Origin of the sequence: Parafrankia discariae (genome assembly GCF_000373365.1) — a bacterium.
Taxonomy (GTDB): domain Bacteria; phylum Actinomycetota; class Actinomycetes; order Frankiales; family Frankiaceae; genus Parafrankia; species Parafrankia discariae.
Window position 1 is genome coordinate 1 of the sequence record NZ_KB891220.1, and the last position, 22,905, is coordinate 22,905.

Annotated in this window: 18 protein-coding genes; 10 read left to right on the forward strand and 8 right to left on the reverse strand. The window is 72.3% G+C overall.

The genetic code is table 11. The features are described 5' to 3' along the window. Window positions 1–13: 13 nt before the first annotated feature. From B056_RS0118720 to B056_RS44495, 3 genes are all read right to left on the reverse strand, one after another. Window positions 14–1,453, reverse strand: coding sequence for an aldehyde dehydrogenase family protein (locus B056_RS0118720; protein WP_018501992.1), 1,440 nt, complete (start codon window positions 1,451–1,453; stop codon window positions 14–16). 913 nt (window positions 1,454–2,366) lie between these two features. Beyond that, a complete protein-coding gene (gene proS, locus B056_RS0118725) occupies window positions 2,367–3,773 on the reverse strand; it encodes a proline--tRNA ligase (RefSeq protein ID WP_026239857.1) in 1,407 nt (468 codons plus the stop codon). A gap of 361 nt (window positions 3,774–4,134) precedes the next feature. Continuing rightward, window positions 4,135–4,308: a hypothetical protein gene (locus B056_RS44495; protein WP_230203073.1), complete on the reverse strand. Its 174-nt coding sequence runs from the start codon at window positions 4,306–4,308 to the stop codon at window positions 4,135–4,137. A 1,137-nt stretch (window positions 4,309–5,445) separates the two neighbouring features. Between B056_RS44495 and pstS the strand changes: the two genes are divergently transcribed. From pstS to B056_RS0118755, 5 genes are all read left to right on the forward strand, one after another. Then, complete coding sequence (gene pstS / locus B056_RS0118735) at window positions 5,446–6,558, forward strand: phosphate ABC transporter substrate-binding protein PstS (protein WP_018503399.1); 1,113 nt, start codon at window positions 5,446–5,448, stop codon at window positions 6,556–6,558. 167 nt (window positions 6,559–6,725) lie between these two features. Further along, complete coding sequence (pstC, locus tag B056_RS0118740; protein WP_026239858.1) at window positions 6,726–7,847, forward strand: phosphate ABC transporter permease subunit PstC; 1,122 nt, start codon at window positions 6,726–6,728, stop codon at window positions 7,845–7,847. Beyond that, window positions 7,844–8,911: a phosphate ABC transporter permease PstA gene (pstA, locus tag B056_RS0118745; RefSeq protein WP_018503402.1), complete on the forward strand. Its 1,068-nt coding sequence runs from the start codon at window positions 7,844–7,846 to the stop codon at window positions 8,909–8,911. The genes pstC and pstA overlap by 4 nt, the downstream gene beginning before the upstream one ends. A 104-nt stretch (window positions 8,912–9,015) precedes the next feature. Beyond that, window positions 9,016–9,792 (forward strand): phosphate ABC transporter ATP-binding protein PstB, encoded by a 777-nt coding sequence (gene pstB, locus B056_RS0118750; protein ID WP_018503403.1) that lies wholly within the window; start codon window positions 9,016–9,018, stop codon window positions 9,790–9,792. Between the two features lie 11 nt (window positions 9,793–9,803). After that, window positions 9,804–10,895 (forward strand): winged helix-turn-helix domain-containing protein, encoded by a 1,092-nt coding sequence (locus B056_RS0118755; RefSeq protein WP_018503404.1) that lies wholly within the window; start codon window positions 9,804–9,806, stop codon window positions 10,893–10,895. A 144-nt stretch (window positions 10,896–11,039) separates the two neighbouring features. Here the strand turns inward: B056_RS0118755 and B056_RS0118760 are convergent, their stop codons facing one another. The 4 genes from B056_RS0118760 to B056_RS0118775 form a co-directional block, all read right to left on the reverse strand. Beyond that, complete coding sequence (locus B056_RS0118760) at window positions 11,040–11,915, reverse strand: HhH-GPD family protein (protein WP_076784725.1); 876 nt, start codon at window positions 11,913–11,915, stop codon at window positions 11,040–11,042. Between the two features lie 126 nt (window positions 11,916–12,041). After that, window positions 12,042–13,121, reverse strand: coding sequence for a DNA integrity scanning diadenylate cyclase DisA (gene disA, locus B056_RS0118765; RefSeq protein ID WP_020572576.1), 1,080 nt, complete (start codon window positions 13,119–13,121; stop codon window positions 12,042–12,044). A gap of 146 nt (window positions 13,122–13,267) precedes the next feature. Continuing rightward, window positions 13,268–14,740, reverse strand: a complete 1,473-nt coding sequence (gene radA, locus B056_RS0118770; protein WP_018503407.1) for a DNA repair protein RadA — start codon at window positions 14,738–14,740, stop codon at window positions 13,268–13,270. 349 nt (window positions 14,741–15,089) lie between these two features. Beyond that, window positions 15,090–15,869, reverse strand: a complete 780-nt coding sequence (locus B056_RS0118775; RefSeq protein WP_020572578.1) for a copper chaperone PCu(A)C — start codon at window positions 15,867–15,869, stop codon at window positions 15,090–15,092. Between the two features lie 1,163 nt (window positions 15,870–17,032). Here B056_RS0118775 and B056_RS0118780 point away from each other — a divergent pair. From B056_RS0118780 to B056_RS0118800, 5 genes are all read left to right on the forward strand, one after another. Next, complete coding sequence (locus B056_RS0118780; protein ID WP_006545253.1) at window positions 17,033–17,515, forward strand: CarD family transcriptional regulator; 483 nt, start codon at window positions 17,033–17,035, stop codon at window positions 17,513–17,515. Between the two features lie 204 nt (window positions 17,516–17,719). Next, window positions 17,720–18,409 carry a 2-C-methyl-D-erythritol 4-phosphate cytidylyltransferase gene (ispD, locus tag B056_RS0118785; protein WP_018503410.1) on the forward strand — a complete coding sequence of 230 codons (690 nt, stop codon included), beginning with the start codon at window positions 17,720–17,722 and terminating at the stop codon, window positions 18,407–18,409. After that, on the forward strand, window positions 18,406–18,888 hold the full coding sequence (gene ispF / locus B056_RS0118790) for a 2-C-methyl-D-erythritol 2,4-cyclodiphosphate synthase (protein ID WP_018503411.1): 483 nt from the start codon (window positions 18,406–18,408) through the stop codon (window positions 18,886–18,888). The genes ispD and ispF overlap by 4 nt, the downstream gene beginning before the upstream one ends. A 194-nt stretch (window positions 18,889–19,082) precedes the next feature. Further along, on the forward strand, window positions 19,083–19,475 hold the full coding sequence (locus B056_RS0118795; protein WP_018503412.1) for a PPOX class F420-dependent oxidoreductase: 393 nt from the start codon (window positions 19,083–19,085) through the stop codon (window positions 19,473–19,475). Between the two features lie 69 nt (window positions 19,476–19,544). Continuing rightward, complete coding sequence (locus B056_RS0118800; RefSeq protein WP_026239862.1) at window positions 19,545–21,071, forward strand: cysteine--tRNA ligase; 1,527 nt, start codon at window positions 19,545–19,547, stop codon at window positions 21,069–21,071. A 216-nt stretch (window positions 21,072–21,287) separates the two neighbouring features. Here the strand turns inward: B056_RS0118800 and B056_RS0118805 are convergent, their stop codons facing one another. After that, window positions 21,288–22,901, reverse strand: a complete 1,614-nt coding sequence (locus tag B056_RS0118805; RefSeq protein ID WP_026239863.1) for an FHA domain-containing protein — start codon at window positions 22,899–22,901, stop codon at window positions 21,288–21,290. Window positions 22,902–22,905: the final 4 nt, after the last annotated feature.

Here is a 22,905-nt window from a genome sequence, read left to right on the forward strand (position 1 = left end):
TGGTGTTGGTGGGTCAGGTTCCGGCTGGGGTGGCGATGGTTTTGACTTCGAGGAATTCCTCGAGGCCGAGGAGGCCGCTTTCGCGTCCGATGCCGGATTGCTTGTAGCCGCCGAAGGGGGCGTCGGGGGCGTACCAGCTGCCGCCGTTGACGCTGATGGTGCCGCTGCGGATGCGGCGGGCGACGTTCAGGGCGCGGTCGGTGTCGGCGGACAGGACGGAGCCGGAGAGGCCGAAGATGGAGTTGTTCGCGATCGCGATGGCGTGGTCGTCGCCGTCGTGGGGGATGACGGCGAGGACGGGGCCGAAGATTTCTTCCTGGGCGATCTCGCTGTCGGGGTCGACGTTCGCGAGCAGGGTGGGGGTGTAGAAGTACCCGGGGTTGATCTTCTGGCCGCCGGTGACGAGGGTGGCGCCGGCGGTGATGGCGCGCTGGACGATGTTGTCGACCTTGTCGCGTTGCTTCTCGCTGATCAGGGGGCCCATGTAGGTGTCGGGTGCGGACGGGTCGCCGACCTTGATCTGGGCGAGGGTGGCGGCGACCTTCTCGACGATGGCGTCGTGCTGGGCGCGGGGGACGACGAGGCGGCTGGTGATGGCGCAGCCCTGTCCGGCGTGGGAGCAGATGGTGAAGGCGGCCATCATGGCGGCCATGTCGTGGTTGGCGTCGTCGAGGACGACGAGGGCGGATTTCCCGCCGAGTTCGAGGAAGACCTTTTTGACGGTCCTGCTGGCGACTTCCATGATGCGTCGGCCGACGGCGGTGGATCCGGTGAAGGTGACGAGGTCGACGTCGGGGTGGCTGGTGAGGACTTCGGCGGCGTCGATGTCGAGGGAGGTGATGACGTTGACGACGCCGGGGGGGATGTCGGTTTCGTTGGCGATGAGTTCGGCGAGGGCGAGGGCGAGCAGGGGGGTGTCGGGGGCGCCTTTGAGGATGACGGTGCAGCCGGCGGCGAGGGCGGGGGCGAGTTTCGCGAGGGCGAGTTGGGTGGGGTAGTTGTAGGCGACGATCGCGGAGACGACGCCGGCGGGTTCGCGTTCGACCCAGCGGTGGTGTTGGGCGCCGCGGGATTCGACGGTGCCGAGGTCCTGGGTGAACTGGTAGCCGGCGGCGAGGTCGGCGTAGTACTTGACGAGGTTGATGGGGTCACCGAGGGCGGGCCCGTCGGTGATCATGCGGGGGTGGCCGACCTCGGCGATGGTGAGTTCGCGGAGTTCTTCTTTGTGCTTGAGGAGGACGTCGTGGAGCTGGTTGAGGCACTGGACGCGGAACGCGACGTCCGTGGACCAGTTGGTGGTGTCGAAGGCCTTGCGGGCGGCCTTGACCGCGGCGGTGGTGTGTTCGACGGTCGCCTCCGCGGCCTGGCCGATGACCTCACCGGTCGCGGGGTTGATCGAGTCGACCGTCCGCTCGGTCTCGACAAGCTTTCCGTCGATCAGTAACCGCTTCACAGCCGCTCCTCGTTGAGATCGAAAATCTTTGATGACTCACTCGACTTCGCTGACTCACGCGGCGTCACGGCGGAAGTTCCGAGGCGCGCACCGGAACGCCACCCGCCACGGTGGAGCCTGACACGTCTCGATCGCGTCCTGACCGTCACGTCGTATTCGCGCCTTAATCCTACTAAGGCGAAATTCGGAGTCAACCGTTTGACACCGGGGTGGGCCCGGCCCGGCTGGACCGCGGGTCCTTGCAGCTCAGGGGATCTCCGCGCGGTCGTGCGTGGTCCGTCGCAGGCACATCTCACGGCCCTGCGCCCCACGTCGGACCGGGAGCCCGGGGTCGGGTGACGCCGGCCGGGAATGGACTTCGATCGCTTTTCGATGTCTCGACCCGTGTCGAGAATCGTCTGGTCGGCTGCCGGCCGGCCTACCCGGGGTTTCCGCCGCTGACGGTCCGTTTCGCAAAGACCGATCTATCGCAGGGCGATCCACCACGGTGTGTCGGGTCCGCTTCGTTTCGTGGTGACCCCGTCCTCGGGTGGGGGTACGGTGCGCGCGGGAGTATCTGGGTGGGCCACGACCCGGACCATCACGGCACGGCCAGACCGCCATCTATCGGACAAAAACTCGCCACGCCGGAGTGGTCTGCTCGCCGTTTGATTTCTTTCTCGTCCTTTCAGGGCGAATTTTGCTGGTGCCGCTGCCTGAAACGGCGAGAGAGAAACCAGACGGCGAGTAAACGAGCACCAGAATGCGCCGCTCGCCCGGGCGCCCGGGCGGTAGATCAGGCGCCCGGGCGGCCGGTAGGTCGGGCGCCGGTGAGAGTCGGCCAGCGCGGGGCTGGTCCGCGCCGGGCTGGTCCGCGGGGGGCCGGTCCGCGGGGGGCCCGGTCCGCGGGGCGCGCGGACCAGCCCCACGCACGTCAGTAGGAGCGGGCCACGAGGCAGACGAGATCCTCGTCCGCGGTGTCCGCGGCCGGCAGGGCGCCGTCCGGGGTCTGCAGGCAGCGGACGGTCAGCGAGTCCTCGGCGAGCCGTGCCTCGCCATCCTCACCCACCAGGCGCCAGGGCAGCCGGGCGAAGCCGGCCGCGGCGGCCTCGACCGCCTCGGCCAGCGAGGTGACGTCCGAGGTGCGCGCGTCGCGCAGCGCCAGGGCCTGCGCGTAAAGGCTCGCCTGCACCTCGTCGAGCAGGGTGGGGACGCGGCCGGCGGCCTCGCCGAGGGGCACCGGGAACTTCTCGCCGGTGTCCCGACGGGCCAGCGTGACGTTGCCGGCGGCCAGGTCGCGCGGCCCGACCTCGACCCGGACCGGGATGCCCTTGAGTTCGGCGTCGGTGACCCGGCGGCCGAAGGACAGGCCGGGGCGGGCGTCCAGCCTGGCCCGGACGCCGAGCGCGGTGAGCGCGTCGGTGATCTCGCGGGCCTTCGTGACCACGGCGTCGTCGTCACGGACCGGGAGCACGATCACCTGGGTGGGCGCGAGCACGGGCGGCACCCGCAGGCCGTTGTCGTCGCCGTGCGCCATGATCAGGCCACCGATCATGCGGGTGGAGCTGCCCCAGGAGGTCGTCCACGCCAGGTGCCGGCCGCCGTCCGGGCCGAGGAAGTCGATGTCGAAGGCGCGGGCGAAGTTCTGGCCGAGCTCGTGGCTCGTCGCCATCTGCAGCGCCTTGCCGTCACCCATCATGCCTTCGCAGGTCATCGTGTTGACCGCGCCGGCGAAGCGTTCCTTGCGGGTCTTCGCGCCGACGAACACCGGCAGCGCCAGCACCGAGGTCATGAACTCCCGGTACACCTCGAGCGCGATGCGGCGGGCATAGGCGGCGGCGTCGGCGGCGTCCGCGTGGGCGGTGTGCCCCTCCTGCCACAGGAACTCGCTGGTACGCAGGAACAGCCGCGGGCGCAGTTCCCAGCGGACGACGTTCGCCCACTGGTTCAGCAGCAGCGGCAGATCGCGGTAGCTCTGCGTCCACTTGGCCATGTACTCGCCGATCACCGTCTCGCTGGTGGGACGGACCACCACCGGTTCGGCCAGCTCCTTGCCGCCACCGTGGGTGACGACGGCCAGCTCGGGGCTGAACCCCTCGACGTGCTCGGCCTCCCGGCGCAGGTAGCTCTCCGGGATGAACAACGGGAAGTAGGCGTTCACCGCGCCCGCGGCCTTGATCCGTGCGTCGACGTCGGCCTGCATCCGTTCCCACAGCGCGTAGCCGTACGGCCGGATGACCATCGTGCCGCGCACGGGTCCGTTGTCGGCGAGCTCGGCCTTGTCGAGCACGTCCTGGTACCAGCGCGGAAAGTCGGTGGAGCGGGGGGTGAGAACAGCCACGTCGTCCACGATATTGGTTCGGCGCGGCGGGCCGACGGACGCCGGCCGTCTCCGGGACGGCCCGCCCCCCGAGACGGGCCGCACCGGACCACCCGCCCGGCCCCGGTGTGCGCGGCCGGGACCGGGCGGGCGGATGGGCCACCGGCGCGTCACCGGCCGATGGGAAAGGGGTGCCCGCCGCTCGCGGATCGCGGCGAGCCCCGGCCGGGACAGCGTGCCGGCGACACCTCTGGCGCACCGTCGGCTGTCGTGCGGTCCGCTGTGCCGTCCACTGTCGTAGCGGTCCCAGCCGTACCGGCCCGGCGGACGGTTCGGCGTGGCCGGGACGGACGGACGGACGGCGCGGTTCGGCGCGGGCGGCTCAGTGGTGCGCGGCGGTGCCCTCGGGGCCCGGGCGTGGGACCTCACGGAAAATCAGGGAGAGGTCCACGTCACCGTGGTGACTGACGAGGGCGGCGGCGGGCGGGACCAGGATCATGGCGCTGGTCAGGTCGGCCGCCGTCGCGCCGGGGGCCAGGACCAGCTCGTGCTCCACCAGTAACCCGTCCCGGACTGTGACGACTTCCGCCAGCGACGGCGGTGGACCTCCGGATACGGGTCTGGGCTCCGGCATCAGTTCACCGGTGTCGACGGTGTTCATCGTGCATGCTGCCTTCCTGTTGCTGGCGGTCCACCGACTTCGGCGTCGCGGGCGGGATCGGAGACAGGTGTGTTCAGCGCGTGTTGCTCCCGCCGGCGGGAACCGGTTCCGGCTGTGGGGCCGCTGACCGGTGGAGCTGGGGGTTCCGCCGGATGGCCGGTACCGGAAGTGCCCGTTCGGCGGGTGGAGCGCGATCGACGGCACCCGGTGGGCCCGGTGGCCGGTGACCGAACTCGACATGAACGATTGGCGACGCGATGGCGACGGCCCGCGGTACCGACGCCCGGTTCGCGGGAGCCCGGGGCGGTTTCCGGACGAGCCCGGGTGAGGCCGGAGGGGCGCCGTCGTCGCGGTGACGTGCGTTCGGGTCGAGCCTGAACCACCTCCTGACTCTGCGGTTATGAGGCAATGCTGTCAGCTACCGCTTGTTTGCTTTATAGCAAACGACTGGCTTGACGGGAAGGCGCGGGGCGATCTCCGGTCAGAGTCGGACGTCTGGTGACGCGGGACGAAAGTCCTGTTCATATGCGTAATCAAATGTCCGAGATGACGTGTTTATGGAGGGTTGTAAGTGGTGTGCTCGACCTTGTGCCTGGGCGTGGTCTCCCTGGTCGGCCGTTGGGGGCGACCTGACCGGCGACCGCGGGCGACCAGACCGGCGGTCGTGGGTGAGCGGGCCGGCGGTCGTGGGTGAGGGGATCGGCCACACGGGCCCCGCGACGCCGTGGCCAGCATGCCGCCGAGGCTGCCGGGGGTATCGAGGGCGCCGGCCGGTTCCAGGTCGGCCATCGACCCTGGTGTCTATGTGTGTAGCTAGCGACTACTGAACGTATCTAAAATGGTCGTGCGCGGGTTGTCGACTCGTGTCGAAACCCATGGCCGGGATGTGTTCCTGTTTGAGTGCGGTTCATGTCCGTCGCTGTTCACCTTTCGTTCACTCGACATCGCTTCGATTCTCGCCGGCACCCCGATCCGGGGGGCGGGACCAGATCCGCGCCGCGAGGCGCGAACCAGATGGACGAAGGATTGCTAGTGAACCTAGGCAAGCGTCAGATCGTCGCGGGCCTCGCCGCCGCGGCGCTGCTCTCTCTGGCCGCGTGCGGCTCGGACGACAACAGCGACACCGACACCACGACCGGTGCCGCGCCGTCGACCGCCGCCGGTGGGATCGACTGCGCCAAGGGGTCGATCACCGGCTCGGGCTCGTCCGCGCAGAAGAACGCGATGGACGAGTGGGTCTCGGCCTACCAGGACGAATGCGACGGCGCCACCATCAACTACCAGGGCTCCGGTTCGTCGACGGGACGCCAGCAGTTCATCGACAAGCAGGTCACCTTCGCGGGGTCCGACTCCGCGCTGAAGGATGCCCAGAAGACCGCGGCGGACGCCCGCTGCACCGGCGGCGCGGCCGTCGACATCCCGATGGTCGTCGGGCCCATCGCGCTCATCTACAACCTCGACGGTGTCGACAAGCTGAACCTGAGCGCGTCGAACGTCGCGAAGATCTACTCCGGCGCGATCACCAAGTGGAACGACCCGGCGATCGTCGCCGACAACGACGGCGTGAGCCTGCCGGACGCTCCCATCCAGTCGATCCACCGCTCGGACGGCTCGGGCACGACGGACAACTTCACCAAGTTCCTCAAGGGCGCCGCGGCGGCCGACTGGACCTTCGAGGGCGGCTCCGACTGGACCGCGCCGGGTGGCCAGGGCGCCAAGGGCAGTGACGGCGTGACCTCGACCGTCAAGTCCACCCCGAACGCGATCGGCTACGTCGAGCTCTCCTACGCGGAGAACGCCAGCCTGCCGACGGCGCTGATCGGCAACGCCGCCGACGAGTTCGTCGAGGTGAGCACCGACGCCGCCTCGATCGGCATCAGCTCCGCCAAGGTCGCCGAGGGTGACGACCTCAAGCTCACCTTCGACTACACCACGGCGACCAAGGGTGCCTACCCGATCTACCTGGCCACCTACGAGATCGCCTGCACCACCGGCACTCCCGCCGACCAGGCTCCGCTCCTCAAGAGCTTCCTGACCTACATCTCCTCCGAGGCCGGCCAGTCCGCGATCGCGGACCTCGGCTACGCCCCGCTGCCGGACACGATCGCCGCGAAGGTCCGCGGCGTCGTCGCCAAGATCGCCTGACGGTTGAGGCTGGCCTGACGGGCTGACCAGCATGTCCTTCCGCGGTCGGGGCACCGTCGCCCCGACCGCGGAACCTGGTTTTCCGGGCGTCCGCCCCGGCCGCCGGTCGATCCGACCGGCGGCCGGGCCGGTCGCCCCTGAGGGAGGAAGAGTCGAGGTAGGTACGGATGACGACTGAGCCGGGTAGCCCGGCAGACGCTGGGTCTCGGGGGACCGGTTCGCAGCCCACCCCGGAGGCGGCGGAGGCGACGCCGACGAGCGCGACGCCGACGAGTACCGCGACGCCGGCCAACGCGGCGGCGAGCACGACGGCGCCGGACCTCGGACCGCCGGACATCACACCGCCGGCGGACGCCAAACCGAAGGTCGGCCTGGCCGACGTCGTGTTCAAGAACCTGACCAGGACGGCGGGCATCAGCCTGCTCGTGCTCATCGCGCTGATCGCGATCTTCCTGGTGCTGCGGGCCACCGATGCCCTGGGCGCGAACACCGGGAACTTCCTCACCACGGAGGAGTGGCGAGCCAACGCCGACCCGCCGGTCTTCGGTGTCGCCGCCCTGCTGTTCGGAACTCTGATCTCCGCCGTGGGGGCGCTCCTCCTCGCGGTTCCGGTCGCGGTCGGCATCGCGCTTTTCATCACCATTTACGCGCCGCGCCGGCTGGCCTCCGGGCTCGGCTTCATCGTCGACCTGCTCGCGGCCGTGCCGAGCGTCATCTACGGCCTCTGGGGCCTGATCGTCCTCGCTCCGCACTTCAACGGGACGCAGTCCTGGCTGGCCGACTACTTCGGCTGGATCCCGCTTTTCGACATCGGCAACGGCACGGTCGGCCGTTCGATGTTCCTGGCCAGCGTGGTGCTGGCAATCATGATTCTCCCGATCGTGGCGGCGATCTCCCGGGAGGTCTTCTCCCAGGTTCCGATCATCCACCGCGAGGCCGCTCTGGCGCTCGGCGCCACCCGCTGGGAGATGATCCGGACGGCGGTCATTCCCTACGGCAAGCCGGGCGTGATCAGCGCCTCCATGCTGGGTCTCGGCCGGGCGATGGGCGAGACGATCGCGGTGGCCCTCGTGCTGCCGGCCTCCTTCGACATCTCCTGGAAGATTCTCACTCCCGCCGGAAACACGATCGCCGCGAACGTGGCGAACGGATTCGGTGAGGCAAACGACATCGGAAAGGGCGCGCTCATCGCGTCCGGTCTCGTTCTCTTCGTCGTCACGATGGTGGTCAACATGATTGCTCGAGCCGTCATCGCGCGGCGTCGCGAGTTCTCGGGGCGGGCGGCATGAGCACCGCGACGACGACGGCGCCGCCGGCTCCGGTCAGCGGCGGCTCGCTGAACCTGCGTGGGCAGACGCTCGGCCGGCCGGTGCTCGGCGCGATAGCGGTGGGCGCGGTCGTGCTGACCGTCCTGCTCTACCTGGTGACATCCATCCACAGCCGCATCCAGTTCGTCCTGATCGCGCTGATCCTGTTCGGGATCGGGCAGACGGTTGCGTCGGTCATGGTCGAGGGGTCGCGGCGGGCCCGGGACCGGCTCGTCACCTCGGCCGTGTTCGGCTCGTTCCTGCTCGCGCTGGTCCCGCTGCTCGCGATCATCGTGAGCGTCGTGTCGCGGGGCGCCAGCCGGCTGGACGGGAACTTCCTCACCCACTCGATGCGCGGCATCAGGGCCCGGGACGCCGCCGGCGGCATCTACCACGCGATCATCGGCACCCTTGAGCAGGTCGGACTGGCGAGCATCATGGCGGTGCCGTTCGGGCTGCTGGTCGCCATCTACCTGGTCGAGTACGGAACCGGCCGGATCAGCCGGGTGATCAGCTTCTTCGTGGACGTCCTGACCGGCCTCCCGTCGATCATCGCGGGTCTGTTCGTGCTGGGCTTCTGGATTCTCGCGCTGGGGCAGAGCTTCTCTGGCTTCGCCGGTGCCCTCGCCCTCACGATCCTCATGATTCCAGTGGTCGTGCGGTCCGCCGAGGAGATGCTGAAACTCGTTCCCGACGAGCTGCGCGAAGCGAGCTACGCGCTCGGTGTAGCCCGATGGCGGACGATTCTGAAGGTGGTGCTCCCGACCGCGCTACCAGGAATCGTCACCGGTGTCATGTTGGCCGTCGCCCGGGTGGCCGGCGAGACGGCGCCACTGCTGTTGACCGTCTTCGGTTCGAACTCGATCAACTTCAACCCGTTCTCCGGGGAGCAGTCGGCCCTGCCGCTGTATATCTATTCACAGGCCGGACAGCCGCAGCAGGTAGCGATCGACAGGGCCTGGGCCGCGGCGCTCGTCCTGATTATCATCATCATGCTGCTCAATCTGCTCGCTCGGCTCGTGGCACGCCGGGCGACGATCAAGTAGCCCGTGGTGGCCGTCGTCGTCCGCCCAGGGCGCCAGTCGGCAGTCCGGGTACTGCCTTCTTCCACGAACCGACCGACCGCACAAACACCTGAGTCGAGGTAGCAATGGCCACCCGTATCGACATCTCGGGGCTGACCGCCTACTACGGGAAGTTCAAGGCCGTAGCCGACGTGAACCTGACGATCGAGCCCAAGACCGTGACGGCCTTCATCGGGCCGTCCGGCTGCGGGAAGTCGACCGTCCTGCGGACGCTCAACCGGATGCACGAGGTCCTCCCCGGTGCCCGGGTCGAGGGCAAGGTCCTGCTCGACGGGGAGGACCTGTACGGCCCCGGGGTCGACCCGGTGAACGTCCGCCGCAACGTCGGCATGGTCTTCCAGCGGCCCAACCCGTTCCCCACGATGTCGATCTACGAGAACGTCATCGCCGGGCTGAAGCTGAACGGCGTCCGCAAGAAGGCGCTGCTCGACGAGCGGGTCGAGGAGTCGCTGCGCGGCGCGAACCTGTGGGACGAGGTCAAGGACCGGCTCAACCGGCCCGGCGCCGGCCTGTCCGGCGGCCAGCAGCAGCGGCTGTGCATCGCCCGCGCGATCGCCGTCGAGCCGCAGGTGCTGCTCATGGACGAGCCGTGCTCCGCGCTCGACCCGATCTCCACCCTGGCGATCGAGGACCTGATCCAGAAGCTCCGGTCCAGCTACACGATCGTCATCGTCACGCACAACATGCAGCAGGCGTCCCGTGTGAGCGAGACGACCGCCTTCTTCTCGCTGGAGAAGACCGGCGAACCGGGACGGCTGGTGGAATGCGACCGCACCGCGCAGATCTTCAGCAACCCGAAGGAGAAGCGGACCGAGGACTACGTCTCCGGGAAGTTCGGCTGAGATCTCCCGACGTGTGGCCGACGGTCAGCGGCGGGGGCGACGGTGCGGTCGCCCCCGCCGCGCCAGATCGCGGGCAGCCCGCGCCCTCGCTGCTCATCGCCGACGACGAGGCGAACGACGAACTGCTGCCGGCGCTGCGCGGCCAGGGTGTGGAGGTCAGCGTCGTCACCGACGGCGCCCGGGCTCTGGTCGAGATCGGTCGGCTCGACCCGTCCGCGGTACTGATCAGCGCGCGGCTGCCGGTGGTGGACGGCGTCACCGTGATCCGCACGGTCCGCTCCGTGGCGGGCCGGGACACGACGCCCATCCTGTTCGCGGTCGGCCCCGATGACCGGGAACAGGCCGCGGCGGCGCTCGAGGCCGGGGCGAGCGCCTGCGTGGGCAAGCCGTACCGCCTGCACGAGGTGCTCGCGATGGTCGGCGCCGTCGGCGGGCTGGCCGCCTCCGTGGCCGGCCTGGACGGCCCTGGTCCCCTGGGCGGTCCGAGTGGCGTGGGCCCTCGCGGCGGGCTGGTCGCGGACCGGGCCGGCTCGCCCGTGGGCCCGGAGGCGGCCGGTGGCTTCGGCGCCGGACCGGGGTCCGTCGTCGGTGCGGGTGGCGCCGGCGGGATCCTCGCCACCGGGCTGGCCGGCGGGGTGACGGGCTGGCCCGGGTCGGTCGGGGCGTCGACGGTCGCCGCCGCGGCGTCCAGCGTGCTGCGCTCCGGGCCGGTCGTCCTCGACGTCGACGCGCACGAGGTCACCGTGGACGGCCGCGCCGTGCACATGCCGCCGCGGGAGTTCCGGCTGCTGCACCTGCTGCTCGGGCACGCCGGGCGGGTCGTCACCAGGGAGACCCTGCTCACCGAGGTCTGGGGCTCGGCCGACACCGACCCGAACACGCTGGCGGTGCACGTGCGCCGTCTGCGCCGCCGTCTCGGGGACTCCATCTCCGGTGTGGCCGACAGCACCGCCGCGCAGCGCCCCGACTTCACCGCCGCGCCGGGTGTCCCACCGCGCCCGGCGGTCACTTCCCGTGGACTTATCGACGTTCATCCGCCGCTCATCGAGAGCATCCGCGGGATCGGATATCGCTTTCGGGCCCCCGCTCCGCGCCCGACCTGATTTCCGGGCGGACCATTTCACGGCACCTCCGTGTCGCCGAAGTGCCGTGAAATGGTCCGCGGGGATGTCGGCGCGCGGGCCGGGCGTGTCAGTGTGGGGGAGGGCGTCAGCGCGCGGGACGGGTGTCCGTGCCCGGGACAGGTGTCAGCGCGGGAGGGCGTACACGCCCGGCGCCGTCCGGCTGACCAGGCCGTCGGTGAGGAGCCCGGCGAGCGCCCGGTCACGCTGGACCGGCTCGTCCCACACCGCGTCGAGGTCGGCCTGCTCGACCGGCCCGGTCGCCTCCCGGAGCACGGCCAGCAGCCGGCCGCGCACCTGGCGGTCGGTCCCGGCGTAGCCCTGCGGGCGGCGGGCCGGGCCCTCGGACGGCGGGCTGCCGGCCGCCAGCCACGCGCACCGGTCCCGGACGGGGCACGCCGCGCAGCGGGGCGCCCGGGCCACGCAGACCAGCGCGCCCAACTCCATGAACGCCGCGCTCGTCCGCGCCGCGGTCTCCGGGTCCGCCGGCAACAGGTCGGCGACCAGCGCCAGATCGCGCCGGGAGACGGCCGTCGGCCCCTCGGCGACCCCCTCCACCGCCCGGGCGACCAGCCGGCGGACGTTCACGTCGATCACGGCGTGGCGCTGCCGGAAGGCGAACGCCGCCACCGCCCGGGCCGTGTAGCTCCCGACACCGGGCAGCGCCAGCAGGTCGTCGAGCCCGGCCGGCACGGCGCCGCCGTGCCGTTCCAGCATGGCGGTGGCGGCCTGGTGCAGCCGCAGGGCTCGGCGGGGGTAGCCGAGGCGCCCCCAGGCCCGCACGGCCTCACCGGACGGCTCGGCGGCGAGGTCGGCCGGCGTCGGCCAGCGGCTCAGCCACTGCGCCCAGACCGGCAGGACCCGGTTGACCGGAGTCTGCTGCAGCATGATCTCGCTGACGAGGACGCCCCACGGGGTCGTCTCCGGCCGCCGCCAGGGCAGGTCGCGGGCACAGACCGCGAACCAGTCCAGCACCTCGTCAGCCATTCGCACGGATGTCATCGCGGAAATCGTCTCAAGTCCCGGCGCACCGCCCGCCGCCGGCCCGCCCGTCCGGCGCCCGCCGGCCCGTCCACCGGGCGGTCGGACGTGACGGTCTCAGCCGCGGCGGTTCCAGACGTGGCGGTTTCAGACGTAGCGTTCGAGGATGCTCGACTCGGCGAGCCGGGAGAGCCCCTCGCGGACCGCTCGGGCGCGGGTCTCGCCGACGCCGTCCACCGCCTGCAGGTCGTCGACCCCGGCCGCGAGCAGCTTCTGCAGGGTGCTGAAGTGGTCGACCAGGCGGTCCACCACCATCCGTGGCAGGCGCGGGACCTTGGCCAGCATCCGGTAGCCGCGCGGGCTGATCTGGCGGTCGAGGATGTCCGCCCCGCCGGAGAAGCCGATCACCCGGGCGATGACGGTCAGGTCAAGCAGGTCCGTCGGCGACATCGCGGACAGCTCGGCGAGCACCTGGGCGGCGTTGCCCGCCCGCGAGCCGGCCGGCAGGTAGTCGCGCACGGTGAGCTCGCGCTCGGTCTCGACGCCGGCCATCAGCTCCTCGAGCTGCAGCGACAGCAGCCGCCCGTCGGTTCCGAGCTCGACGACGTAGCTCTCGATCTCGTCGGCGATCCGCCGGACCATCTCCAGCCGCTGGCTCACCGAGATGGCGTCCCGGACGGTGACCAGATCCTCGATCTCCAGCGCCGAGAGGGTGCCGGCGACCTCGTCGAGGCGCATCTTGTAGCGTTCGAGCGTGGCGAGCGCCTGGTTGGCGCGGGAGAGGATGGCCGCGGCGCCGTCGAGCACGTACCGCCGCCCCGCCACGTAAAGGGCGATGATGTGCATCGACTGGCTGACCGAGATGACGGGGAAGCCGGTCTGCTTCGCGACCCGCTCCGCGGTGCGGTGCCGGGTGCCGGACTCCTCGGTGGGGACCGTCGGATCCGGGACGAGGTGCACGGCGGCCCGCACGATCCGCGCGAGGTCGGAGGAGAGCACGATCGCGCCGTCCATCTTCGCCAGCTCGCGCAGGCGGGTGGCGGAGAACTCCACGTCGAGCTCGAAGCCGCCGGTGCACAGGCCCTCGACGACCTTGTCATGGCCGAGCACTATGAGCGCACCGGTGTGCCCACGCAGGATGCGTTCGAGACCGTCTCGGAACGGGGTACCGGGCGCGACCGCGGCGAGTGTCGCCCGGAAGATGTCATCCCCGGGTGGTCCTGCCATCAGGCTCCCTCGTTGTTCTTCGACGTCCTGTGCGTCGAACGCCCCCACCATGTCGTGCCCGTCGCCGTAATGGTATCGGTAAGTCGCATGCGGATCAGTGCGGGCTCACGGCGGCCTCACCATATCCGGCAATCACCAAAGGAGGTTCATTCGTCGTACATGTGCGCAATGGCCGCGATAAGGTCCGGCACTTCCTGGACGGTCAACCCTTCCGGTGCCTCGCCGGAGCCGGTCGGCACGAGCGCCCGGCGGAAGCCCAGCCGGGCCGCCGCGGCGAGCCGCGCCCGCACCGCGCTGACCGAACGCACCTCACCCGCCAGGCCCACCTCACCGATCGCCACCAAATCACCCGGCAGCGGCTGGTCCCGGGCGGCGCTCACGGTGGCCAGCGCGACCGCCAGGTCCGCCGCCGGCTCGGCGAGCCGGACCCCGCCGACGGTCGCCGTGTAGACGTCCGCCCGGCCGAACCGGACCCGCGCCCGCCGCTCGACCACGGCGAGGATCATCGCCACCCGGGCGGCGTCGAGCCCGGAGACCGCGCGGCGCGGCACCTGCGCCGACGCCTCCGCCACCAGCGCCTGCACCTCGGCGACCAGCGGACGCCGGCCCTCCACGGTCACCGTGACGCAGGTGCCCGGCACGGCCGCCGGTCCGGCGCCGCCGGACCGGGACAGGAACAGCCCGCTGGGATCGGCGACCTCGCGGATGCCCGAGTCGTGCATCTCGAAGCAGCCCACCTCGTCCGCCGGGCCGTAACGGTTCTTGCCGGCCCGGACGAGGCGCAGCGTCGAGTGCCGTTCGCCCTCGAAGTGCAGGACGACGTCCACCAGGTGTTCGAGCAGCCGCGGCCCGGCCACGGCGCCCTCCTTCGTCACATGGCCGACCAGCACGGTCGCCAGGCCGAGCGCCTTGGCGGTGCGGATCAGGGCGCCGGCCACCTCGCGCACCTGTGTCACCCCGCCGGCCGACCCGTCGAAGCCGGCGGAGGAGATGGTCTGCACCGAGTCGACGACCAGCAGGGCCGGCTGGACCTGCTCGACGTGGGTGAGCACCGCGCCCAGGTCGGTCTCGGCCGCCAGCCAGAGATCGGGATGCAGCGCGCCCGTCCGCCCCGCCCGCAGGCGGACCTGGGCGGCGGACTCCTCCCCGGTGATGACCAGTGAGCGCGACCCGGTGGCCGCGCTGCGGGCGGCGACCTCCAGCAGCAGGGTCGACTTGCCGACACCCGGCTCCCCGGCGAGCAGGATCACCGCCCCGGGGACGATCCCGCCGCCGAGCACGCGGTCGAGCTCGCCGATGCCGGTGGGACGCGAGCGCGCGGTGGTCACGTCGACCGCCGTGACCGGGGTGGCCGGCGCGGTGACCGGGGCCGCGGCACCGATGCGACCGCTGCCACCCAGGCCACCGGAGAACCCGCCGGCCCGGCGCGGGGCGGGCGCCTGCGCCTCCAGCGTGCCCCAGGCCTGGCAGCGCGGACACCGGCCGGCCCAGCGGACGGCCTCGGCCTCGCAGGCCGAGCACCGGAAACCACCGGCGGGGTTGCGGGAACCCGAGCCCGCCCGCGAGGAGGCCCGCCCTGCGCCCGTGCCGGACCGCGCCGCGGGACCTATAGACGACATGGCGGTCACCGTAGTCGGTGGGTCCGACAATCAGGGCGGCCCACCACCCCCGGCGGGAAACGCCCCCACTTAGGGGCCGGCACGCTCCCACCTCCGGGCATCACCGACACCCCGCGGCCCGGGCAACCTTGGAACCGACCCGATCCCGAAGCCGGACCCGCCACCCGAGGCCCGCCCCCCACCCACCGAACCGCTGCCCGCCGGCCGAAATCCGGTGGGTACACGAAAGCGTGGCGGGTCGGTGAGTCCATGGACTCACCGACCCGCCACGCTTCGGTTCAGGGGTGGGGAAGCACCGCGGCTGGCGCGGTCGCCGGGGCGGGAGCGGGCCCGGCGAGGGGTGGGTGGGTCAGGCGGTCGGGGTGCCGGCGGGGGCCGGGCTCTCCGCGGGGGTGCCGGGTTCGGTCGTCGTGCCGCCGGCCGGCGGTGCGCCGCTCTCGCCGGCCACACCGCTGGACGGCGTGGCGGTGGCGGACGGCGCCGCCGAGGTCTCCGCGGGCGCGGTCGGGGCCACCGGGCCGCCGGACGCCCCCGGGGCCGGGGGCTCGACCGGCACGTCGAGGGTGACGCTGCCCGACTTCGCGAAGGTGAAGGTGACCGGCACCTCGTCGCCGACGGCCAGCTGCTCGGTCAGGCCGGTCAGCGTGGGCGCCGAGCCGTTCGCGATGTAGATGTTGCCCGCGCCGGGACGGATGATCGAGGGCTTCGGCGCCGTGCCGCCACCGGCCGCGGGAGACGAGACCCCGATCAGGCTGTCCTCCTCGGCCCCGCCGTTGAACACGGCGGAGATGATCTGTGCTGACCCGCCCTCGTTCGCCGGGCCGGCGACGTAGACGTTTCGCAGGGTGACCGAGCCGACGGCTCCGCTCACCGAGTTGGTCGTGGTGCGGGCGGAGTTGGTGAGGGCGTCGGTGCCGGACGCGCACCCGCTCAGCGCGGACGCGGCGACGGCGGCCGCGGCGACGGACGCCGCCACGGCGGCCCGCGTGCGGACCCGACCACGGCGGGCGGTTCTCGGGCCGCCGCCGACTCCCGGGGCGTGGCCCGGACCACCGGTTTCGGTGGCTTCGACGTGCGGCGTCCCGTGGATGGTGGACGTCGCGGAACGAGCACCCAGACGGCGGCTCACGGCTCGGTGGCTCCTCCTGCGCAGGGACCGGCGCGCCTGGCGCGTCGGTGCCGATCGGTCGTGACCGGTCAGGTGGCCGTTGCGGGGGCCCGCAGCGGCCGGCGCGCACCGGTGCGGGCCGGCGCGACGTCCAGTGGATCGCCGCGTGGCGCACCGGGAGCGCACCCGGTCACCCGCGTCCCAGGTCGGAGCCGCGGGTGCGGGGCTAAGACTAGCCACCCGCGCCCGCTATGTGCGGCCCAGCGTGTTGGGCTCGACATCTCGGACCGATCGGACGGCTGACAACGGATCCGAACGGCCCAGGCGAACCCGCCCACAGGTCGGACCCGTTCGGCGCGCCGCGGGTGTGGGCGGAAGAGCCGCGGCTTCGGGGGCGGGTCCGGGCGGGTTCAGCTGTCTGACCAGGTCGGCGGGTGGAGCTGGCGGAAGGGAGCCGGCCTCGGGCGGGTGGGCGACCGCGAGCATGGCGTTTCCCTGTCGTCTCGCGCAACCGGATGCCATCCACGTGATCAGATGTCTGGAAGATCTGCTTTATCCAGACTCGGGACAGTTGTACGTACTGAACAGGGGAGCCTGGACGGGCCCGGCACTCTCGGGGCGGGCCGACCGGATTCCACAGGTCCGGGAGAGAAAGGGTGCAGGGCCCTGGCGGACAGGGCCTTCGGTCCCCGCCGGCGGTCGGGCCGCCCTCGGCCACGCGCCCCTCGGCCACGCGGCGGCCGTGGGGCCGGTGGGCGCGGCTGGGTTGGTGGCGTGGGCCGGTGGGTGCGCCCGCGGACCGGACCGGGATGGGCGGCGGCCCGCCCGGCCGGCGCGACACGCCTGGTGGGGACGGCGGCCCCGGGGGGACCTTCGGCGGGTCGATGCGGGGCTGGCGGGGTAGGGACGGTAGTGTCGCGACGCTCTTGATACCAACAACCGGACAACTTCCGCCGCAACGCCATCTGTTTCGCCAGACCGGACACGTCGCCCGTTGATAGCCCCCGACCTGCGCCGATCCGGTCGGGCTCGGCGCCGGGTCTGTCGCGCGCCGTACCCGCCGGCCTCGGAGGGTGGTCGGAACACGACGGTCGCCCCCTTCGTACGGCAGGCCAGGAGCGCGCGTCTGACCTGCGGCGATGCGTGCGTGTTACGCTGGTAGAGGCGGAAGGGGCACGTGACACATGGCGTTCCAAGTCGGCGAGACCGTTGTTTACCCGCATCATGGTGCTGCTCTGATTGATGCGATTGAAACACGCGTCATCAAGGGTGAAGAGAAACTTTATCTCGTGCTGAAGGTCGCTCAGGGCGATCTAACTGTCCGCGTTCCAGCCGACAACGTCGGCATGGTCGGGGTGCGTGATGTCGTCGGTCAGGACGGCTTGGAGCGTGTGTTCGAGGTGCTGCGCGCCCCGCACACGGAGGAGCCGACCAACTGGTCCCGGCGGTACAAGGCCAATCTCGAGAAGCTCGCCTCGGGCGACGTGAACAAGGTCGCCGAGGTCGTTCGTGATCTCTGGCGGCGTGATCGCGAACGCGGTCTTTCCGCGGGTGAGAAGCGCATGCTCAGCAAGGCGCGGCAGATTCTCGTCAGCGAGCTCGCGCTCGCCGAGGGCACCAATGAGGACAAGGCCGAAGCCATGCTCGACGAGGTTCTCGCCGGCTGATACCGGCAGGCTCGAACATGTGCGGTCGGCAACACCGGGGCGGCAATGTACGCGCCGCTCGATGTCAGCGGAAGGCTTGATGTTTCCGACCGAATCGTGGTTGCGGCGGATTTTCATCCCCGTGGGAGTGCCCCCGGAAGGGGGCCTCTCACCCGCCTGGATCTCCCGGGCGGGTAGGCGCGGTCGCCGCGGCGGCCGGAGTTGGTGAGCACCCGGGTCGGGGCCCTCGTCCCGGCGGCGGGGCGAGGCGAGCGTCTCGGCGGTGGCACGCCGAAGGCGCTGCGGCCGCTCGCGGGCCGGCCGATGCTTCTGCGCGCGGTGGAGACGCTTCTGTCGTCCACGCTCGTCTCGCAGGTCGTGGTCGCGGCGCCGCCGACCCTCGTCGAGGTGGTCAGCCAGATCCTCGGTCCACGGGTGCGTGTCGTCCCCGGCGGCGCCGAGCGGGTGGACTCGGTCCGCGCCGCGCTCGAGGCACTGGACGACGACATCGGCGTGGTCCTCGTGCATGACGCGGCGCGGCCGCTCACGCCCGCCAAACTGGTGGACGCCGTCGCGACCACGGTGCTCGACGGCCATCCCGCCGTGATCCCCGTGTTGCCCGTGACGGACACCGTCAAGGAAGTGGACGCCGACGGCCGGGTGGTGCGGACCCCACCCCGGGACGTCCTGCGCGCGGTGCAGACCCCGCAGGGCTTCCGGCGGGACATCCTGCACACGGCCTACGCGAACCGGGACCTGCCGGTCACCGACGACGCCGGCCTGGTGGAAGCTCTGGGGGTGCCGGTGACGACGATCCCCGGCGCCGAGGAGGCGTTCAAGGTGACCCGACCAGCCGACCTGGTCCTCGCGGAGGCCCTGCTGGCCCAGTTCGCACCCGGCGACGGGCAGCGGTGACCGAACCGGCGCTGCCCCGGGTGGGCACAGGTGTCGATGTCCATCCCTTCGAACAGGGGCGGGAGTGCTGGGTCGCCTGCCTGCTGTGGCCGGGGGAGACCGGGCTCGCCGGGCATTCCGACGGCGACGTCGCCTCGCACGCGGCGTGCGACGCGCTGCTCACCGCGTCCGGCATCGGTGATCTCGGCGCGGTGTTCGGCACCGGTCGCCCGGAGTGGTCCGGCGCGTCCGGCGCGGCGTTGCTCGGGGAGACCGCGCGCCTGCTCGCCGAGGACGGCTGGCTGATCGGGAACGTGGCCGTCCAGGTGGTCGGTAACCGCCCACGGATGGCCGCCCGCCGGGTCGAGGCGCAGGAGGCGATGTCGGCGGCGCTGGGCGCCCCGGTGAACCTCTCGGCGACGACGACGGACGGGCTGGGCCTCACCGGGCGCGGCGAGGGGCTGGCCGCCATCGCGACAGCCCTGATCACCCGCGTCTGAGGCCACCCGCGTCCGAGGCCACCCGCGTCCGAGGCCACCAGCGTCTGGTCGGACCCGTTCGTGAGCGGGTCCGGGTCCCACGGTGGTCCGGGGAAGTCGCGGCCCTGGGCGTTATGCCTGACTGGCATCGGCGTAGGTTGGGTCCCGGGTGGAGTGAGAGGGTGTGCCCGGTGAGTGACTCTCGGAGGAGTGTGATGGCGGCGCGGCTTCCCGAGTCGGTCAGGGCGCTCGCGGATGCTCCGACCTACGTGACGCTGGCGACGATCCGTCCCGACGGCTCGCCTCGCCTGACCGTGCTGTGGATCGCCCGGGACGGCGACGAGCTGCTGCTGTCGACCGTGCGTGGGCGCGCCAAGGAGCGTGACATCGCGCGCGACCAGCGGGTCGGGCTGATGTTCCTCGATCAGCGGGACCCGTACAGCTACGTGGAGGTCCGCGGGCTGGCCACGCTCTCCGAGGAGGGCGGCAAGGAGCTCATCGACCAGCTCGCCGTCAAGTACACCGGAGCCCCGTACCAGTGGGACGGTCCGGATGAGGTCCGGCTGGTGATCCGCGTGGTCGCTGAGCGCGTTCTCACCACCGGCTGAGCCCGCCGTAACCGACCTGGGGACCCTCCCTTCGGCGTCCCCGTCGCGGCGGGGCCGTACCCTTGACAGATGGGTCTTCACCTCTATGACACGCGCACCCGGCGCGTGCGGCCGTTTGTGCCGCAGCGCCCCGGTCATGTGGGCGTGTACGTGTGTGGGCCCACCGTCCAGTCCCCGCCGCACGTAGGCCACATCCGGACCGCCCTCGCCTTCGATCTGCTGCGGCGCTGGCTGACGCAGAGCGGCCTGTCGGTGACCTTCGTCCAGAACGTCACCGACATCGACGACAAGATCATCGTCAACGCCGACCGGGCGGGGACGAGCGTGTGGGAGCTCGCGACCCGGCAGACCCGGGCGTTCGAGGACGCCTACCGGGCCGTCGGGATCCTGCCCCCGACGATCTCCCCGCGGGCCACCGGGCACATCCCCGAGATGCTCGAGATGATCGGCGTCCTGGTCGAGCGTGGGTTCGCCTACTCCGGCGCGGGCTCGGTGTGGTTCCGCGTCGGCGCGTTCGCGGACTACGGTGCGCTCTCCCACCAGCGGCCCGCCGCGATGCACCCGTCCCCGGAGTCCGAGCCGGGCAAGGCCGACCCCCGGGACTTCGCCCTGTGGAAGGCCGTGAAGCCCGGCGAGCCCTCCTGGTCCTCTCCCTGGGGCCCGGGCCGGCCGGGCTGGCACCTGGAGTGCTCCGCGATGGCGGGCAAGTACCTCGGCGACGTGTTCGACATCCACGGCGGCGGCCTGGACCTGGTGTTCCCGCACCACGAGAACGAGCGGGCGCAGTCCGTGTGCGCGGCGGAGCTGGCGGTCGCCGCCGGTGCCGGCGCGGCGGGCGCGAGCGCGGCAGCGGCCACGGCCACGGCCGGTGCGGCAGCGGCCGCTGCCGGCGCGGCGGGCGAGATGGCGCGCTACTGGATGCACGTGGGCCTGCTCACCACCGGCGGCACCAAGATGTCGAAGTCGCTGGGCAACTCGTTCTTCGTGACCGACGCGCTCGCCGCCGTACGCCCCCAGGTGCTGCGCTACCACCTGCTCTCCGCGCACTACCGCTCCTCACTGGAGTACAGCGAGCAGACCCTGGACGAGTCCGCGGCGGCGCACGACCGGATCGAGACGTTCGTCCGCAACGCCCTGGACATCCTGGGCGGGCCGGCCGAGGCGACGGCACTCGCCGCCGAGGCCGACCGCGTGGCGGGCACCGAGGCGGCGGACGCCGATCTGGCCTGGTCCGAGTTCGCCGCGGCGCTGGACGACGACCTCGGGGTCGGCCGCGCGCTGGCCGCCCTGTTCGGCGTGGTCGGCCGGGGCAACCAGGTGCTGTCGAAGACGCACAGCCGCGAGCTCGCGGGCTGGGTGGACGTCGCCCGCCGGATGCTCACCGTCCTCGGCCTCGACCCGGTCGAGCAGTGGCCGACGGCGGGCGCCGAGCTGCGCCCCGCGCTCGACGGTGTCATGGACGTCCTGCTGGACCTGCGTTCGGCGGCGCGGGCCCGGCGGGACTACAGCGAGGCCGACTCCATCCGCTCCCGGCTCGCGGCGGCCGGTGTGGTCATCGAGGACACCCCCGAAGGCCAGCGCTGGCACCTCACCTAGACACCTGGACCCGCGACCGAGCGGCAGGCGAGAGAGCCCCGGCACCCCGGGCCGCCGGGGCTTCGTCGTGGCGAGTTGTCGTAGCCGGCCCATGCGCCGCTGGCGCGACCCGCTTCGGAGGGCGTCCGCCGCTTCCCCGGGCGCCGGGGAAGCGGCGAGGCTCGCCGGTGGGGCCCCGCCCGGGGTTCAGCCGGGCGGGGCCCCACCAGGTGGGGCCTACTGCGCGCGGACGGTGATTCTCGTCCAGGCGCCCACGTAGACGCGATCGCCGTCGCGCAGGGGGATCGGGCGGCCGGGCTCGATCGGGTCCGGCTCGTCGTTGAGGCGGGTCCCGTTCGTCGAACCGGGGTCGCGCACGGCGTAGGTGCCGTCGGGCATCCGCTCCAGGGTCGCGTGCGCCCGGGAGATGCCCGGGTCCTCCGGCGCGCCCGAGAGGTCGATCTCGGGGTGGATGCCGCGCGACTCGCTGCGCCGGCCGATCAGCATCTGCGACTCGGTCAGCACGAAGACGCGGCGCGGGTAGAACGCGGGGAACGGCACCCGGTGGTCGTCACCGCTGTCGTAGTACTCGCGCTCGGCCTCGACGACGGCCTCCCACGTGCCACCGGGAGCGGCCTCGTCCCACTCGCGGCCCCGGGAGCCGGCCCGCGGGTCGCCCATCCGCGGGTCGCCCGCGCGCGGGTCACCGAGGCGGGGATCGTCGAGCCTCGGGTCGGCCCGGCGCGGGTCGGCGATCCGCGGGTCGGTGGTGTGACGGGCCTCGGTGCCGCGCCGTGACCCGGTCTGCCGGGAGGTGACACCCGCGTCGTCGACGGGCACCGCGCCCGCCGGGGCGGGCAGCTGGCCGGTGCTGAAGTCGAGCCCGCAGGTCTCGCAGAAGCGCGCGGTGGGCTCGTTGAGCGAACGGCAGTTCGGGCAGGGGGCGTAGCGGTCGGAACCGCGGTCCCGGGTGCCGGCCGGGGCCGGTACCGGGGTCGCGCCGGCGGCCGACACACCGAGCGGGTCGGCGCCGTAGCCGCCGCCGTTCGGGCCGTAGCCGTCGTCGCGGTAGCCGCGCCGGTCGTCGGCCTCGGGCGCCGCCCGGCCCGGCTCGCCGGCGCCGTAGCCGCCCCGGCCGTCGGGCGCGCCGTACCCGCCGCGGTCGTCGCGGGCGCGGGGGTAGCCGGCGGGATCCGGCTCGCCGCGCCCACCGCCGAAGCCGCCGGGGGCGCCGGCACCGCCGCGGTCCTCGCGCCCGTACCCGGGCGGGGTGCGGTCGTCGCGGCCGCCGAAGCCGGGGCCGCGGTCGTCACGTTCGCGGCCGTAGGGGTCGAGCCCCTCACGCGGCCGGTCGCCGCGGCCGCGGTCGTCGGGCCGGGCCCGCTCGTCCGGGCGGGCCCGCTCGTCGGGACGGCCCCGCCCGTCGGGCGCGCCGTACCCGTCGCGGTTGTACGGGTCCGCCGGGTAGGACCGCCCGGAGCGTGGCTCCTCGGCGTAGCCCTCGCGGCCATAGCCCCCGTAGGGATCGCCGCCGCGGCCGGCGCCACGTGGCGGATCCGCCACGCCCGGCGCGTCGGCCGGGGCGCGTCGGATGCCGAGCGGGTCATAGCCTCCCGGCGCTCCGGCGGGGCCCGAAGGCCCCGGGGGCACCGAGGGGTCCCGTTCCGGCGTCCGGCGCCCGTACGGGTCCGCCGGACGCCCCGCGGGCGCGCCCGCGTTGTACGCGGCGCCGCGGCCGGCGTCGTCCTGACGGTAGCCGTATCGCTCCTGACCACCCACGATCCGCAGCCCACACTGATCGCAGTAGTCGGGATCGTGCGACAGGTGCCCCTCCGGGCAGCGTGCGCTCACCTGA

Excerpts from the sequence above, each read along its gene's own strand:
- pstC (WP_026239858.1), top strand. The coding sequence starts at position 6,726 with ATGACGACTGAGCCGGGTAGCCCGGCAGACGCTGGGTCTCGGGGGACC.
- pstA (WP_018503402.1), top strand. The coding sequence starts at position 7,844 with ATGAGCACCGCGACGACGACGGCGCCGCCGGCTCCGGTCAGCGGCGGC.
- pstB (WP_018503403.1), top strand. The coding sequence starts at position 9,016 with ATGGCCACCCGTATCGACATCTCGGGGCTGACCGCCTACTACGGGAAG.
- B056_RS0118760 (WP_076784725.1), bottom strand. The coding sequence starts at position 11,915 with ATGACATCCGTGCGAATGGCTGACGAGGTGCTGGACTGGTTCGCGGTC.
- disA (WP_020572576.1), bottom strand. The coding sequence starts at position 13,121 with ATGGCAGGACCACCCGGGGATGACATCTTCCGGGCGACACTCGCCGCG.
- radA (WP_018503407.1), bottom strand. The coding sequence starts at position 14,740 with ATGTCGTCTATAGGTCCCGCGGCGCGGTCCGGCACGGGCGCAGGGCGG.
- B056_RS0118780 (WP_006545253.1), top strand. The coding sequence starts at position 17,033 with ATGGCGTTCCAAGTCGGCGAGACCGTTGTTTACCCGCATCATGGTGCT.
- B056_RS0118795 (WP_018503412.1), top strand. The coding sequence starts at position 19,083 with ATGGCGGCGCGGCTTCCCGAGTCGGTCAGGGCGCTCGCGGATGCTCCG.
- B056_RS0118800 (WP_026239862.1), top strand. The coding sequence starts at position 19,545 with ATGGGTCTTCACCTCTATGACACGCGCACCCGGCGCGTGCGGCCGTTT.